Here is a 12835-nt window from a genome sequence, read left to right as displayed (position 1 = left end):
TGCGACGTCTACCTCGGCGTCTTCCCCGGTGGCATCGGTGACGTTCAAGTCCTGGTCGCTGCTGTAGGCGCTCATGCAGCTGAGCATGCCTGAGGCCCGCCTGGAGGTGAGGGCCGGCCGCCAGACGGTCTTCCTGTCGATGATCCCGTCTCCCGCCACAACCCCTGCTACTTACAGGCAGGAACGGCCGAAGCCGTTCCCACTCCGCCTCACTCAGATCACACCGCCAAGATCACGTGAACGCTGACCCTTACTCCGCGACGAACGGTGCATATCCAACCGCGACCTCGCTCACCTGAAGGTCGGAGAAGAGCAAGGTCAGGTTGTGCGCGTTGGTCTCGATGCGTACCTCGTGGAAGTCGATGCCGAGGGCGTTCGACCAGCGTCGCGTGGCCTCCGACTCGGGGAGAAGCTTGGCTCCCGGGTAAAGGCTGTGCCACTTCACGCCCAGATGTACCCGTCTAGGTCGGCACCGGTTTCGTGGTCGATGAGCCGGTCGTCCAAAGAGAGCCGCCAGGTCTCCGTCGGCACTGAGGTCTCGCACCGCGCCTCAACGCAGTACCTGAACTGATACCTCAGGTAAGACGGCGTGATGCCGGTACGGGGATCAGCCGTTGCGTAGACGAAGACCTCGTAGTCGCGCATGTAGTTGGTGTATCCGTGGTGCACGACAGCGTGATCGAAGGTCTCATCCAGCATCTGTTCAAGCACAGCAGCATCCATGGCGCCCTTCTACCTCACTCGATGAGAGCTTCGACAACGAGATTTTCGAGTGTCAGTTGCAGTTGGGTCGGAGATCGCCCGGAGAAGTGCTACTTAGTCAGAGTGGGGCCTGAACTCGTGTGCACAGCGTGGCAAATCGCTGCCCTGTCGGTGTGCCAGGGGTAGGAAGATCACGGGCCGGATCGTCCAGGTGATGCAGGTCCGGGTCTGGGTGAGTGTGACCGTGCAGGGCTCGGCGCGTAGGAGGGCCTTCCTCGTGGTGATGCGGCCGTTGTACAGCCACTCCCACGCTTCCTGCGAGGCGTCGGGATCCAGTGCCGGTGAGATCGTGCGGAGTGCGACCGCTACCCGTCTGTCGGCCTGCGGTGCCGAGTACGCGTCGAAGGACGCTCGGAGAACCGGCCTGGTCTCCTCGGTGAGGTCCTGGGCCCAGCATTCGCACCAGTAGCCCCTCTGCGGCTTGTCCATCAGCACGGGTGACCTCCCACGGACGGGGCCGTGAACAACTCCGCGGTGACCGTGTGACCGCCATCGCTCTCGTGGACCACGACCCGGTGAGCGATCACGCTGACCATGCCCAGGCCCCGGCCGTGCTCGGCGTCCTGGTCCCGGCGCTTGACCTTCGGTGCGGTGCTGGCGCCTCCGCCGTCCGTGACCGACAACGCGATGGCCTGCGCCGATACCGCCAGGGCCAGATGGAAGCTGCCCGAGTGTTGGCCGCTGGCCGTGTGGAGGATCGCGTTCGCGCTCAGCTCGCTCACGATCAGCTCGGCATCCTCCGCCCATGGCGATCCGCGCAGGATGTCGCGGGTCCAGCGCCGCGCCCTGCTGAGCGCTTACCTTCGCCCAAGCTGAGGCGGCCGTGCTGAAGGGGGCGGAGGGGATCTCGATGTACGCCTACATCGTCCTCGCGTTGCTGACTGGGGCCCGGACCGAGGAACTGCGCGCCCTCACCTGGGACCATGTCTTCCTGAAAGACCGCCCCGACATAGACCCGCCCCAACCTCCCCACATCGCCGTCTGGCGCTCAGTCCGTCGCACCGGAGACACCAAGACCCGGAAGTCCAGGCGCACCCTCGCCCTGCCGGCGCGTTGCATCGAAGCTCTCTGGCAGCAGTTCGAAGATCAGGGCTGGGATCGGGTCGCCGCTGACGATAAGTGGGAGGAACACGGTCTCGTCTTCTCCTCGGCCGTGGGCAAGCCACTCGACGCAGCGAACGTCCGCCGCGCCTTCCGACAGGCGCTCAAGGACGTCGACGGGGTCAACGCCGACGAATGGACACCCCGGGAGCTCCGGCACAGCTTCGTGTCTCTGCTCTCCGACCGTGGCGTCCCGCTGGAGGAGATCTCCCGACTCGTCGGACACTCAGGAACAGCTGTGACTGAGGAGGTCTACAGGAAGCAGATCCGGCCCGTCATCCAGACCGGTGCGGTCATGATGGACAGCATCTTCAGCGACCGGCGCAGCCGTTAACCGTGAGTGATGGTGGAACCTGTCTGACCATGGGCTCCCCAATCCTCAGTCGCCAAAAGCAGGTCGACAGTAATTGCGACCATGGGGCACTGTCAGCGGTACTCCATATCCTGCTGCAATGAAGACTGAACACTGGTCGCTCATTGTGTCGATCTTGGCATTCGTTGCCGCTGCTGGGGCTATGAGGTACGCCCGATCTCAGGCAAAGTCAGCTGAAGGTCAACTTCAGGTCGCTCGGCGAGTGCATCGTGAGCAGAACGAGCCGTACGTCATCGTGGACATCCAGCCCCAAGAACCCGGGTCTCTGCTGCTCGTCCTCGCCATTCAGAACGTGGGACTCACGGTGGCGCGCGACGTCAAGATCAAGGTGACTCCGAACCTGACTTCGACGGCGGGGGACGACGTAGGCGACGCGCTGACGCAAGTGCTGTCACGCACCATCACGATGATGCCTCCAGGGCGGAGGCTGGAGTATCCCTTCGACTCCGCGACTAGCAGGTTCGGGTCTGGTCTTCCCATGGTGTTCGAGTTCACGGTTAACAGCGAGGGGCCGATGGGGCCGGTTGAGGAGCTGAAGTACACCGTTGATCTTGACGTTCTTGGGGACGCGTTGATCGGACGGCGCGTCACGAAGCCGATCGAAGAGCGTCTAGACAAGATCAGCAAGAGCCTCAAGGGGCTCAATGACTCCTATCAGGAGGCGAACCAGCAAGCCATCACTGAAACAAGGCACCGGAGGATGGAGGAAGTTCGTCGTCGGCGCGAGGCCCGCCGGCAGAGTACCAACGGTGGGTCCTCTGGTGGTGCTCCTTAGCCTGGAGCCGATCCATAGTCACGCAGATAGCCACTCAGACGAGTCAGAGGCCTGACCCGCACTGCGGATCAGGCCCCTGACCTGGTACTTCACTGTCGGGGTGGCGGGATTTGAACCCACGACCTCTTCGTCCCGAACGAAGCGCGCTGCCAAGCTGCGCTACACCCCGATCGTCGCTGCTTGTCGCGGCGACGTCGTTTACTTTAGCCCACCGGTGGCTAGAGACGAAATCCGGTTTTGGTGCGGTGGCGGATGGGGTTCGGGCGGGCGTGGTCGAGGGCGATCAGGAGGATCCCGAGGGCGTACATGGCGAGGCCCAGGAGGAGGGCGTTGCCGAGGACGCTCTTGTAGCCGTGGAGGTCGACGTCCAGGAAGGGGTAGAGGTAGCGGCCCGGTGTGCCTGGTGGGATCAGTTCGCCCCGGGTGAAGGTGAACAGCAGGTAGGCCAGGGGGTAGAGGAGCCAGGTCGCCGCCTGGCGCAGGTGCAGGCGGCCCGGTGCCGTCAGGAACAACCAGTCCGCCGCTGCCGCCGCCGGGATCGCGGTGTGCAGCAGGTGCGTGGTCACCGCGTGCCAGCCCGTCGGGGTCGCCGCCGCGCCCGTCAGGGTGAACGGGCTCGACGCGTTGGTCAGGAGCACGTGGTACACCAGAGCCGTGATCGTGGCGTAGAGCAGTGTCGCGCCCGTCAGTGCCGAGGGCAGGGGGCGGCGGGCCTTCCATGCCCTGCGGGCCGACAGCAGGAACACCGCTGCCAGGAGGACCGCGCTCTGCACCGCGAAGTAGCTCAGGGCGCGGATCGGGCTGGTCAGCAGAATTTCCACGGTCACGGTCGCCGCGGCGGTCAAAGCCACCAGTACGCGGTACACGGCGGCCACGGGGTGGCGTACCGGAGTCACCACCGCCGTCGCGGGGACGGGGGAGGGGAGGAATGCGGGCACGCCCGGGATGGCGGGGAGATCCGGGATGTCCCTGGGTAGCGGCGCGGTCATGCCCTCACGCTAGGCAGTGGGGGCAAAAGGGGCGATACGGGCGGTCCGTGCGGGTTAACCCGGCCGCCCGGTGCTCAGTCCCCGTGGACTCCGACCCTCGCGGCTCCGGTTCCTGCGCTTCCGACCCCGCGACTCCGGCCTCGCGCGGTCCAGCCACACCCCGTCTCGCCCGGCCCCCGACCCGACCCCTACGACCGCCCCACCAACGTCAACAACGTCACCTCCGGCGGACAAGCGAACCGCACCGGTGTGTACCGGCTCGCCCCGCACCCCGCCGACACGTGCAGGTACGACGTCCTGCCCTCCGCCGTGTGCCGGGACAGGCCCTTCACCCGGTCGGTGTCCAGGTCGCAGTTGGTGACGAACGCGCCGTAGAAGGGGAGGCAGATCTGGCCGCCGTGGGTGTGGCCGGCCAGGATCAGCGGGTAGGCGTCGGCGGCGAAGGCGTCCAGGGCGCGGAGGTAGGGGGCGTGTACGACGCCCATCGAGAAGTCCGCCGCGCTCGACGGGCCGCCGGCCACCTCGGCGTACCGGTCCCGCTTGATGTGCGGGTCGTCCAGGCCCGTCAGCTCCACCGACACGCCCTCGATCTTCAGCATGCCCCTCGTGTTCGTGAGGTTCTGCCAGCCCGCCGCGTCGAAGCCGTCCCGCAGGTCCTCCCACGGGTTGTGGATGACGCCCACGGCGGGCGCGTTGCCGTTCAGGCCGTGGCGGCCCTGCGCCTTCTCGTACAGGTAGCGGGCGGGGTTGCGGAACTTGGGGCCGTAGTAGTCGTTCGAGCCGAAGACGTACGCCCCCGGGAACTCCATCAGCGGGCCCAGCGAGTCCAGCACCTCCGGGACGGCCTCCGGGTCCGACAGGTTGTCGCCCGTGTTGATCACGAAGTCGGGGCGCAGGCCCGCCAGCGAGCGCAGCCAGCGCTGCTTCTTGCGCTGGCCGCCGACCATGTGGATGTCCGAGACCTGGAGCACTCTGAGGGGGCGCATGCCGGCCGGCAGGACGGGGACCGTCACCCGTCGCAGGCGGAAGGAGCGGGCTTCGAAACCCGCGGAGTAGGCCAGTCCGGCGGCGCCAACCGCCGCGATTCCCAGGGGAACTCCGTATCGCGCGCGCATGCCTCCATCGTGTCAGATCGCGGAGGCGTTCTTGACCGGCCGCCGTCCGCACGGTAAATGGGCGGGCGCCCGGTCCACCACACCTGCGACAATCGACCGCATGACCACGCTCAAGTCGAAGCTGCAGGAAGACCTCAACGCCGCGATCAAGGGGCGCGACGAGCTGCGCTCCTCGACGCTCCGGATGACGCTCGCCGCGATCACCAACGAGGAGGTCGCGGGCAAGGAGAAGCGCGAGCTCTCCGACGCCGAGGTCCTCAAGGTGATCACCAAGGAGGCGAAGAAGCGCCGCGAGGCCGCGGACGCCTTCGCCCAGGGTGGTCGCGCCGAGTCCGCCGAGCGCGAGAAGGCGGAGGGCGAGGTGCTCGCCGAGTACCTGCCCAAGCAGCTCACCGACGACGAGCTGAACGACATCGTCGTCCAGGCCGTCGAGGAGGCGAAGGCGGCCGGCGCCGAGGGGCCGCGCGCCATGGGCGCCGTCATGAAGATCGTGAACCCCAAGGTCGCGGGCCTCGCCGAGGGCGGCCGGGTCGCCGCCGCGGTCAAGAAGCTCCTCGCAGGCTGACCGACGGCCAGGCTGACCGACGGCCAGGCTGACCGACGTCCAGGGTGACCGACGTGCAGGCTGACCGACGTCAAGCCTGACCCACGTCCAGGCCGACCCACGTCGTCCCGAGCGACGACACCGGGCGCCGTAGGGCGGAGACGCCGGTCGCGTGGATGCCGGCGCCGGATGTCGAAAGGGCCCCTTCGCTGCCGTAGAAGAAGATGTTCTACGGCGGCGAAGGGGCCCTTCACATGGTCGACCCGGTGGGGTCAGCCTCGGCCGCCTCCGTTGCCGTTTCCGTTGCTCTGGCCCTGGATGAAGTTCTCCGGGATGGAGAAGGACGGGGTCGGGAAGGTGGTGTTGCCGCCGTTGTCGCCGCCGCCGTTGTCATTGCCTCCGTTGTCGTTCCCGCCGTTGTCGCCGTTGTCGCCGTCGTCGTTGCCCTTGCCGGGGTCTTCCTTCTTCGGCATGTCCGGGATGTAGACGGTGTTGAACTGCGGGGCGTCCTTGCCCTCCAGCGCGCCGCTCATCATGTCGCGCCAGATCGGGCCGGGGACCTGGCCGCCGAACACCTTCTCGTTCCATTCGCCGCCGATGCGGATGTTCTGCATCTTGCGCTTGTGCGCCGGGTCGCCGACCCAGACCGCGCCGGCCATGTTCGGCGTGTAGCCCACGAACCAGGCCGCGTAGCGCTCGTCGGTCGTACCCGTCTTGCCCGCGCTGTCACGGCTGGCGCCGAGGCCCGCCTTCGAACCCGTGCCGTCCTCGACCACGCCCTTCAAGAGCGTGTTTATGGTGTCGGCCGTGTTCTCCGACATCGCCCGAGAGCAGGTCGACTTCGGGACCTGGAGGGACTTCGACTTCTCGCCGACCCGCTGGGTGATCGACTCGATGGCGACCGGGGTGCAGTACATCCCGCGCGAGGCGAAGGTCGCGTACGCGTTCGCCATGGTCAGCGGGGACACCTCCTGGGTGCCCAGGGCGATCGACGGGGCCTGCTGGATCTTGCGGCCGTCGGCGCGCTGGACGCCCATCTTCGCGGCCATCTCCGTCACCGGGCAGATGCCGATCTCGCTGATCAACGACACGTAGTAGGTGTTGACCGACTTGGCGGTCGCCGTCTTCATGTCGTACGGGCCCTTTTCGGAGGTGTTCTCGTTGGTGACCGGGACGCCCTTCTCGTTCCAGACACCGCCGTTGCACTCCTGCACCGGGGCCGGGTAGTCCATCTTGTACGGCGAGGGGTAGATCTTGGTCGCCGGTGTGCCGCCCTCTATGGCGGCCGCGGCCACGATCGGCTTGAACGTCGAACCGGGCTGGTAGCCCGCGCCGCCGCCCATGTCCGCGTTGACCGAGAGGTTGAGCGTCGTCTCGTTCTTCTTGTTGTTGATGCCGTACGGCCGCGACTGGCCCATCGCGAGGATCTTGCCGGTGCCGGGCTGGACGATGGTCGCCGCGGTGGCCACCTGGTCGCTCTGGTAGACGTGCTCCTTGATGGACTTCTGGACCGACTTCTGGGCCTGCGGGTCCATCGTGGTGCGGATCGTCAGACCGCCCTGGTTCCAGACCTTGGCCCGGGCCTCCTTGGTCTTGCCGAAGACCGGGTCGGTCAGGAAGACCTCACGGACGTAGTCGCAGAAGAAGCCGGCGCCCTTGACCGCGGTGATGCAGCCGTTCTTCGGCTTGCTGACCTTGAGGCCCAGCGGCTTCGCCTTGGCCTTGTCGGCCTCCGCCTGGGAGACGTCACCGACCTCGGCCATGCGCTGGAGCACGGTGTTGCGCCGCTTGGTCGCTTCCGCCTCGTCATTGACGGGGTCGTAGCGGCTCGGCGACTGGACGATGCCCGCGAGCAGCGCGGACTGCTCCAGGTCGAGGTCCTTGGCGTGCCTGGAGAAGTAGCGCTGCGAGGCCGCCTCGACGCCGTACGCCTGCTGGCCGAAGAACGTGATGTTCAGGTAGTTCTCGAGGATCTTCTTCTTGCCGAGTTCCTCTTCGAGCTGGATCGCGTACTTCAGCTCGCGGATCTTGCGGCCGATGGTCTGCTGGGTGGCCTGGGCGACCTTCGTCGGGTCGTCGCCCGCCTCCTCGATCGCGACGTTCTTCACGAGCTGCTGGGTGAGGGTGGAGGCGCCCTGGGCGACCCCGCCGCTCTGGGCGTTCTTGTTGAGCGCGCGCAGCACGCCCTTCAGGTCGACCGCGCCGTGCTGGTAGAAGCGCGAGTCCTCGATCGCGACGATCGCCTTCTGCATGTACGGCGAGATGTCCTTGAGGTCCACCACGGTGCGGTCACGTGAGTAGACCGTGGCGATGGTGCCGCCCTCGGCGTCGAGGATCGTGGTGCGCTGGCTCAGCGGCGGGGTCTTCAGGTTGGTGGGCAGCTCGTCGAAGCTCTCCACCGACCCCTTGGCCGCGAGCCCCAGCGCACCGGCCGCCGGCAGCGCGATGCCGGCCATCACCGCCCCCGCGAGGACACTGACACCGAGGAACTTGGCGGCCTGCTGCGTGGGCGACAGACCGCCGCCCGAGCGCTTCTTCGACATAGGGGGCAGCCTAATCCGTACTCATGAGCGTTCAGAGGGAGCCCATGTCACGGCATGGCGACGGAAGAGGGCACGACCGCGTCGGAGCGGGCATGGCGACGGCAGCGCCCTACCTTCTCATTCGCCGGACACGCGCACAGGCCTTGGCCTAAGCTGCTCTCAACTGTCACAGCAGTAGGGCCACGTATCAATACGTCCGGCGACCCCGAATCGTTCCGGTCGTTCCCCAACTTTTTTGGCGGGGAAGTGTCCGAATCCACCTCGTGTGTCATCAGGTGCCCGTTGTGACGCAAGACAAGTGTCCTGGTTTGCCGGGATAGTCATGTATGTCGCAGCCTCACTCCCCCGGGTGATCTGCCGCTTACGCATAGTCCGTTCGGGCCATTCAAGATTGGGCCCGAAGGGGGTGTTGCGCTGTGCCTGCCTTCCGTAACGTCCTCAACTGGCGGCGGTGAATATGCCGCTGCCGCCGTGGGGGAGCCTCGATTCGGGAGAGGACGGCGCCGGTATGGGCTGGGTAGTCGACTGGAGTGCGCAGGCGGCCTGCCGCACTACCGATCCGGACGAACTGTTCGTTCAGGGAGCAGCGCAGAACAGGGCGAAGGCAGTGTGCACCGGATGTCCGGTACGCACGGAGTGCCTCGCCGACGCGCTGGACAACCGCGTCGAGTTCGGCGTGTGGGGAGGCATGACAGAGCGCGAGCGCCGCGCCCTGCTGCGCCGGCGGCCGACGGTCACGTCGTGGCGCAGGCTGCTGGAGACGGCGCGCGTCGAGTACGAGCGGGGGGTCGGCATCCTGCCCCTCGAGGACGACGAGATCTACGAGAACTACGCAGCGGTGAGCTGAGGGCGCAGCCCTCTGGCGGCGGGGCGCGAGCTCTGGGTCAGTGGTGCGCGAGCTCTCGGTCAGTCGTGCGGGAGCCCTCGGTCGACCGTGGGCAAGCTCTCGGTCAGCTGTGCGCGAGTCCTCGGTCGGTGGTGCGGGAGCCCTCGGCCGGCCATGCGCGAGCTCTCGGTCAGTGGTGCGCGGGGGTCGGCTCAGCCGGCGTTCGTGCCCGGCTCGGGCAGCTCCGGCCGACCGGCCGCGAGCCGGTTTCCGATGTCCCGCAGCCCCGCGAGGTCATGCACATCGCCGGGCAGCGCGGCCACTTCGGCCACCGCCACCTCGGGGTGGAGCGCGGTGAAGCGGTCACGCGTGCGCTGTTCGCGGGAGAGCAGTTGCATACGGTCGGCGTGCAGCCTCAGCAGGCCTGCGGTGAGCCGGTCCGCGGTGCGCTCCGGGTCGACGGGGGAGTCCGACTCGGGAGCGGGTGATTCTGAACTGCCGTACGTGTCGGGAGAGTTACGAAGTCCAGCTTTCCCGCCCTCCTGATCGACAATGCGGGGCTCTTCAAGATTTTCCGGGGCCTCGGGATTTTCCCCGGTCTCAGGGCTTTTCGCGGCCTCGGGGGCGTCCGGGACCTCATGGTCATCGGCGTCCGCGGCGGCCTCCAGGGTTTCCCCAGCGGCCTCCAGGGTCTCCCCGGCGGCTTCAAGGGTTTCCGCGGCGGCGAGTGCCCGCTCGGCCGAGAGTCGGTCGGCGCCGCTGCCGTGGACCCGGTTGAGCACGAGGCCGGCGAGCGGCATGTCCTCCGCGGCCAGCCTCTCCACGAAGTACGCGGCCTCGCGCAGCGCGTCCCGCTCCGGGGCCGCCACCACCAGGAAGGCCGTCCCCGGCGCCTGGAGCAGCTTGTACGTGGCGTCCGCGCGCGTGCGGAAGCCGCCGAAGGTGGTGTCCATCGCGGCCACGAACGTCTGGACGTCCTTGAGGAGTTGGCCGCCCAGCAGCTTGCCAAGGGTGCCGGTCATCATCGACATCCCCACGTTCAGGAACTTCATCCCCGCGCGGCCGCCGAGCTTGGCCGGGGCGGTCAGCAGCCGGATGAGCCGTCCGTCGAGGAAGGACCCGAGGCGCTTCGGGGCGTCCAGGAAGTCGAGCGCCGAGCGGGACGGGGGCGTGTCGACGACGATCAGGTCCCACTCGTCCCGGGCCCGCAGCTGCCCGAGCTTCTCCATCGCCATGTACTCCTGCGTGCCCGCGAAGCCCGCCGAAAGCGACTGGTAGAAGGGGTTGTTCAGGATGGTGGCCGCCCGCTCGGCGTCCGCGTGCGCCTCGACGATCTCGTCGAAGGTGCGCTTCATGTCGAGCATCATCGCGTGGAGTTCGCCGTCCCCGTCGACGTCCTTCACCCGGCGGGGAGTGTTGTCCAGGGAGTCGATCCCCATGGACTGGGCGAGGCGCCGGGCCGGGTCGATGGTCAGCACGACCACCTTGCGGCCACGCTCGGCGGCCCGCAGCCCGAGGGCCGCGGCGGTGGTGGTCTTGCCGACACCGCCCGAGCCGCAGCAGACCACGATGCGGGTCTTCGGGTCGTCGATCAGCGGGTCCAGGTGGAGCGCGGGGGCGGGGGAGAGACGGTGGTGCCGGTCCTGGTCCGGGCTCATGAGATCCCCTGCTTCCGCAACTCGGTGGCCAGTTCGTACAGACCCGCCAGGTCCATGCCCTCGGTCAGCAAGGGCAGTTCGTGCGGGGGCAGGCCCAAATCGCCCAGGACCGAGCGCTGTTCGTGCTCCAGCTCGTACCGCACGGCGTACTCCTCGGCCTGCTGGACCAGCGGGTCGACCAGCTTCTCGGCGTTGCCGCCGCGCCGGGCGCCGCCGAGGCCTGCCGAGGACAGCGCCTTCGCCACGGCCGAACGCCGGGTGGTCCGTACGAGTTCCAGGTCGTCCCCGTCCAACACCTCCGGGCGCACCATGTTCACGATGATCCGGCCGACGGGGAGGCGGGCGGACCGCAGTTCGGCGATGCCGTCCGCGGTCTCCTGGACCGGCATCTCCTCCAGGAGGGTCACCAGGTGGACGGCTGTCTCCTTGGACTTCAGCACCCGCATCACGGCCTGCGCCTGATTGTGTATCGGGCCGATCTTGGCGAGCCCGGCGACCTCGTCGTTGACGTTGAGGAAGCGGGTGATACGGCCCGTGGGGGGTGCGTCCATCACGACGTAGTCGTAGGCGAAGCGGCCGGACTTGTCCTTGCGGCGGACCGCCTCGCACGCCTTGCCGGTCAGCAGGACGTCCCTGAGGCCGGGCGCGATGGTGGTGGCGAAGTCGATCGCGCCGAGCTTCTTGAGGGCTCTGCCGGCGCCGCCCAGCTTGTAGAACATCTGGAGGTAGTCCAGAAGGGCCAGTTCGGGGTCGATGGCCAGTGCGTACACCTCCCCGCCCCCTGGAGCGACGGCGATCTTCCGCTCCTCGTAGGGCAGCGCCTCCGTTTCGAAGAGCTGCGCGATTCCCTGGCGACCCTCCACCTCGACGAGAAGCGTCCGCTTCCCCTCGGTGGCGAGGGCCAGCGCGAGGGCTGCGGCGACCGTCGTCTTTCCGGTCCCGCCCTTGCCGCTGACGACCTGGAGCCTGCTCACGTATTCGAGCGTAACCAGTCGGCGGCGAACCTAAGCAGGAGGCTGTGGACAACGGGGGTGCGGGCTGTGGTTCCGGGTGAGTGTCGGCCGGGCTGGGGGAGAGGGTCGGCCGGGCTCTGGATGAGCGTCGGGTGGGCTTGGGATGCGCGTCGGGTGGGCTTGGGATGAGCGTCGGGTGGGCTCTGGATGAGCTTCGGCTGGGCTCGGGGGCAAGGGGCGGCTGGGCTCGGGGTGGGGGTGAGCAGGGGCTAAAGTCGGCCGCATGACCAAGTGGGAATACGCAACTGTGCCGCTGCTCGTCCATGCCACGAAGCAGATCCTGGACACCTGGGGCGAGGACGGGTGGGAACTCGTTCAGGTCGTGCCCGGGCCGAACAACCCCGAGCAGCTGGTGGCCTACCTCAAGCGGGAGAAGTCCGCGTGAGCGGGGGCGGGGCGGTCGAGGCGCGGCTCGCGGAGCTGGGGCTGACGTTGCCGGCGGTCGTGCCGCCGCTGGCCGCGTATCAGCCGGCTGTGCGGTCGGGGGTGTACGTGTACACCTCGGGGCAGCTGCCCATGGTCGACGGGAAGCTTCCGGTCACCGGGAAGGTGGGGGCGGAGGTCACGGCCGAGGAGGCGAAGGAGCTGGCGCGGACGTGTGCGTTGAACGCGTTGGCGGCGGTGAAGTCGGTTGCCGGTGATCTGGATCTCGTCACGCGTGTCGTGAAGGTCGTGGGGTTCGTGGCGTCGGCTTCGGATTTCACGGGGCAGCCGGGGGTGATCAACGGCGCGAGCGAGTTGCTGGGGGAGGTGTTCGGCGACAAGGGGGTGCATGCGCGGAGTGCGGTGGGGGTTGCGGTGCTGCCGTTGGATGCGCCGGTGGAGGTTGAGGTGCAGGTGGAGCTTTCGGTGGGGTGACGTCTGGTGCGGGTTCGGTGGGGGCGGGCGTTTTTGCGCAGTTCCCCGCGCCCCTGAATGCCTGCGGCGGCCCGCTCGTCTTCGGTGGGGGCTTGTGTAGCGCGTGCGGTTCGGTGGGTGGGTCGGTGCCGGGGTGGGGGGTATCCGTCCTCGGTCCGGCGGCTCGGCTGCTTTAGAAGGGCCCGGTTCCGGACGCCGGCCGCTGCGGGCGGACACCCCCCACCCCGTCCCCTTCACGCCGTACGCGGCCAACGGCACGTCGTGGCACAGGTGACTGC

13 protein-coding genes, 1 tRNA gene and 2 pseudogenes are annotated in these 12835 nt (G+C 67.9%); 6 read left to right on the top strand and 10 right to left on the bottom strand.

Annotation, left to right across the window (positions count from 1 at the left end; genetic code table 11):
- Positions 1–250: 250 nt before the first annotated feature.
- From ACFULQ_RS45990 to ACFULQ_RS45975, 4 genes and pseudogenes are all read right to left on the bottom strand, one after another.
- A complete protein-coding gene (locus ACFULQ_RS45990) occupies positions 251–445 on the bottom strand; it encodes a hypothetical protein (protein WP_383556882.1) in 195 nt (64 codons plus the stop codon).
- Positions 442–723 (bottom strand): hypothetical protein, encoded by a 282-nt coding sequence (locus ACFULQ_RS45985; protein WP_383556878.1) that lies wholly within the window; start codon positions 721–723, stop codon positions 442–444. Before ACFULQ_RS45985 ends, ACFULQ_RS45990 begins: the two co-directional genes overlap by 4 nt.
- Before the next feature lie 93 nt (positions 724–816).
- Positions 817–1191, bottom strand: coding sequence for a hypothetical protein (locus ACFULQ_RS45980; protein ID WP_383556884.1), 375 nt, complete (start codon positions 1189–1191; stop codon positions 817–819).
- Positions 1191–1556 (bottom strand): annotated as a pseudogene (locus tag ACFULQ_RS45975) (ATP-binding protein); the annotation flags it as partial. The pseudogene ACFULQ_RS45975 and the gene ACFULQ_RS45980, both read right to left, overlap by 1 nt.
- Here ACFULQ_RS45975 and ACFULQ_RS45970 point away from each other — a divergent pair.
- Positions 1556–2197 (top strand): annotated as a pseudogene (locus ACFULQ_RS45970) (tyrosine-type recombinase/integrase); the annotation flags it as partial. The pseudogenes ACFULQ_RS45975 and ACFULQ_RS45970 sit on opposite strands and share 1 nt — an antisense overlap.
- 118 nt (positions 2198–2315) lie before the next feature.
- Positions 2316–3011: a hypothetical protein gene (locus ACFULQ_RS45965; protein WP_383556876.1), complete on the top strand. Its 696-nt coding sequence runs from the start codon at positions 2316–2318 to the stop codon at positions 3009–3011.
- Between the two features lie 95 nt (positions 3012–3106).
- On the opposite strand, the gene ACFULQ_RS45960 is transcribed toward ACFULQ_RS45965, so the two are convergent.
- The 3 genes from ACFULQ_RS45960 to ACFULQ_RS45950 form a co-directional block, all read right to left on the bottom strand.
- Positions 3107–3180 (bottom strand) — tRNA-Pro (locus tag ACFULQ_RS45960).
- A 49-nt stretch (positions 3181–3229) separates the two neighbouring features.
- Positions 3230–4000, bottom strand: a complete 771-nt coding sequence (locus ACFULQ_RS45955) for a Pr6Pr family membrane protein (protein WP_383556873.1) — start codon at positions 3998–4000, stop codon at positions 3230–3232.
- A 188-nt stretch (positions 4001–4188) separates the two neighbouring features.
- Positions 4189–5115, bottom strand: coding sequence for a metallophosphoesterase (locus ACFULQ_RS45950; RefSeq protein ID WP_383556871.1), 927 nt, complete (start codon positions 5113–5115; stop codon positions 4189–4191).
- A 100-nt stretch (positions 5116–5215) separates the two neighbouring features.
- Here ACFULQ_RS45950 and ACFULQ_RS45945 point away from each other — a divergent pair, with 100 nt between their 5' ends.
- The gene (locus ACFULQ_RS45945) at positions 5216–5680 is read left to right on the top strand and encodes a GatB/YqeY domain-containing protein (RefSeq protein WP_383556869.1); all 465 of its coding nucleotides are present in this window, start codon (positions 5216–5218) and stop codon (positions 5678–5680) included.
- A 251-nt stretch (positions 5681–5931) separates the two neighbouring features.
- On the opposite strand, the gene ACFULQ_RS45940 is transcribed toward ACFULQ_RS45945, so the two are convergent.
- The gene (locus ACFULQ_RS45940; protein WP_383556866.1) at positions 5932–8202 is read right to left on the bottom strand and encodes a transglycosylase domain-containing protein; all 2271 of its coding nucleotides are present in this window, start codon (positions 8200–8202) and stop codon (positions 5932–5934) included.
- Between the two features lie 508 nt (positions 8203–8710).
- Between ACFULQ_RS45940 and wblA the strand changes: the two genes are divergently transcribed.
- Positions 8711–9049: a transcriptional regulator WblA gene (gene wblA / locus ACFULQ_RS45935; RefSeq protein WP_030324083.1), complete on the top strand. Its 339-nt coding sequence runs from the start codon at positions 8711–8713 to the stop codon at positions 9047–9049.
- 191 nt (positions 9050–9240) lie between these two features.
- Here wblA and ACFULQ_RS45930 read toward each other — a convergent pair whose 3' ends face one another.
- Together ACFULQ_RS45930 and ACFULQ_RS45925 are read right to left on the bottom strand one after the other, a co-directional pair.
- Positions 9241–10686: an ArsA family ATPase gene (locus tag ACFULQ_RS45930; protein WP_383556863.1), complete on the bottom strand. Its 1446-nt coding sequence runs from the start codon at positions 10684–10686 to the stop codon at positions 9241–9243.
- A complete protein-coding gene (locus ACFULQ_RS45925; RefSeq protein WP_383556861.1) occupies positions 10683–11660 on the bottom strand; it encodes an ArsA-related P-loop ATPase in 978 nt (325 codons plus the stop codon). The genes ACFULQ_RS45930 and ACFULQ_RS45925 overlap by 4 nt, the downstream gene beginning before the upstream one ends.
- 262 nt (positions 11661–11922) lie before the next feature.
- Between ACFULQ_RS45925 and ACFULQ_RS45920 the strand changes: the two genes are divergently transcribed.
- Both ACFULQ_RS45920 and ACFULQ_RS45915 read left to right on the top strand, forming a co-directional pair.
- Complete coding sequence (locus ACFULQ_RS45920) at positions 11923–12084, top strand: DUF4177 domain-containing protein (protein WP_075033571.1); 162 nt, start codon at positions 11923–11925, stop codon at positions 12082–12084.
- The gene (locus tag ACFULQ_RS45915; RefSeq protein WP_383556859.1) at positions 12081–12557 is read left to right on the top strand and encodes a RidA family protein; all 477 of its coding nucleotides are present in this window, start codon (positions 12081–12083) and stop codon (positions 12555–12557) included. Before ACFULQ_RS45920 ends, ACFULQ_RS45915 begins: the two co-directional genes overlap by 4 nt.
- Positions 12558–12835 lie beyond the last annotated feature (278 nt).

The sequence above is a fragment of the Streptomyces sp. NPDC057253 genome (genome assembly GCF_042669125.1).
GTDB lineage: Bacteria > Actinomycetota > Actinomycetes > Streptomycetales > Streptomycetaceae > Streptomyces.
Note: the sequence above shows the minus strand (reverse complement) of the source record. Positions and strands in the feature narration are given on the sequence as shown.

Bases quoted from the DNA above. Each gene is read 5' to 3' on its own strand.
- ACFULQ_RS45985 (WP_383556878.1), bottom strand. From the start codon at position 723: ATGGATGCTGCTGTGCTTGAACAGATGCTGGATGAGACCTTCGATCAC.
- ACFULQ_RS45980 (WP_383556884.1), bottom strand. From the start codon at position 1,191: ATGGACAAGCCGCAGAGGGGCTACTGGTGCGAATGCTGGGCCCAGGAC.
- ACFULQ_RS45965 (WP_383556876.1), top strand. From the start codon at position 2,316: ATGAAGACTGAACACTGGTCGCTCATTGTGTCGATCTTGGCATTCGTT.
- ACFULQ_RS45955 (WP_383556873.1), bottom strand. From the start codon at position 4,000: ATGACCGCGCCGCTACCCAGGGACATCCCGGATCTCCCCGCCATCCCG.
- ACFULQ_RS45950 (WP_383556871.1), bottom strand. From the start codon at position 5,115: ATGCGCGCGCGATACGGAGTTCCCCTGGGAATCGCGGCGGTTGGCGCC.
- ACFULQ_RS45945 (WP_383556869.1), top strand. From the start codon at position 5,216: ATGACCACGCTCAAGTCGAAGCTGCAGGAAGACCTCAACGCCGCGATC.
- ACFULQ_RS45940 (WP_383556866.1), bottom strand. From the start codon at position 8,202: ATGTCGAAGAAGCGCTCGGGCGGCGGTCTGTCGCCCACGCAGCAGGCC.
- wblA (WP_030324083.1), top strand. From the start codon at position 8,711: ATGGGCTGGGTAGTCGACTGGAGTGCGCAGGCGGCCTGCCGCACTACC.
- ACFULQ_RS45930 (WP_383556863.1), bottom strand. From the start codon at position 10,686: ATGAGCCCGGACCAGGACCGGCACCACCGTCTCTCCCCCGCCCCCGCG.
- ACFULQ_RS45920 (WP_075033571.1), top strand. From the start codon at position 11,923: ATGACCAAGTGGGAATACGCAACTGTGCCGCTGCTCGTCCATGCCACG.